The organism is Dactylosporangium aurantiacum (genome assembly GCF_000716715.1).
Classification (GTDB): Bacteria; Actinomycetota; Actinomycetes; order Mycobacteriales; family Micromonosporaceae; genus Dactylosporangium; species Dactylosporangium aurantiacum.
Genome location: NZ_JNYJ01000142.1, coordinates 1 through 765, shown reverse-complemented (window position 1 = coordinate 765; position 765 = coordinate 1). Strand labels below are relative to the sequence as shown.

Sequence of the window (765 nt, the reverse complement as noted above, 5' to 3'; positions counted from 1 at the left end):
CCCCTTCAACATCCACACGCACAGCGGCAACGTGAACGTGGTGAACGACAGGATCAACGCCACATACGAGTTGATCAAACCGACCTGGCTGAACACCAGGTACAGAGTGATCAGCAGCAACGCCTGCGGGAACATCTGCGAAGCCAGGACCAGATACATCAGCGAACGACGCCCCCGGTAGCGGAACTTCGCGAACGAGTACCCGGTATAGGCGGCCACGATCACGGTCAGCACCGCGGTCACACTGGACACGATCAGACTGTTGGTCAGGTACCGCAGCAGTTTGGCGTTGCCGGCGATCGCGGTGAAATGCTCGACGGTGATCCGGTCCGGGACGAAATGCGGCGGGAACCGGAACACGTCATGCGTCGGGGTGAGCGCGGTAACCAGGACCCAGTACACCGGACCGAACGCGAAGATCCCGATCAACGCGACCGTGGTGGCCGGGGCGAACAGTCGCCTCATGCCGGCTCACCCCGCTCCGACACCCGCACATACACCACAACCAGAACCAGGATCAGCGCCAGCCACAACGCGCCGAGCGCGCTGGCCTTGCCCAGGTCGAACGCCTTGAACGCGGTGTCATACACCGCCACGGCGAACGTGGTCGTCGAACCCGCCGGCCCACCACCGGTCAACACGTAGATCATATCGAAGTGCTGCACATTCCAGATCACCTCCAGCAGCACCACGATGCCGAGAATCCCGCGCAGGTGCGGCAGCGTCACATGCCAGAACCGGTGCACCGCACCCGCACCGTCCAAC

At 62.9% G+C, this 765-nt stretch carries 2 protein-coding genes; both read right to left on the bottom strand.

The features are described 5' to 3' along the window. Positions 1-465: carbohydrate ABC transporter permease (locus tag OP18_RS50665; protein ID WP_033368009.1), on the bottom strand; the 465-nt coding region annotated here is incomplete at its 3' end. Continuing rightward, the coding region (locus OP18_RS50660) for a carbohydrate ABC transporter permease (protein ID WP_033368008.1) at positions 462-765 on the bottom strand (304 nt) is incomplete at its 5' end. The genes OP18_RS50660 and OP18_RS50665, both read right to left, overlap by 4 nt.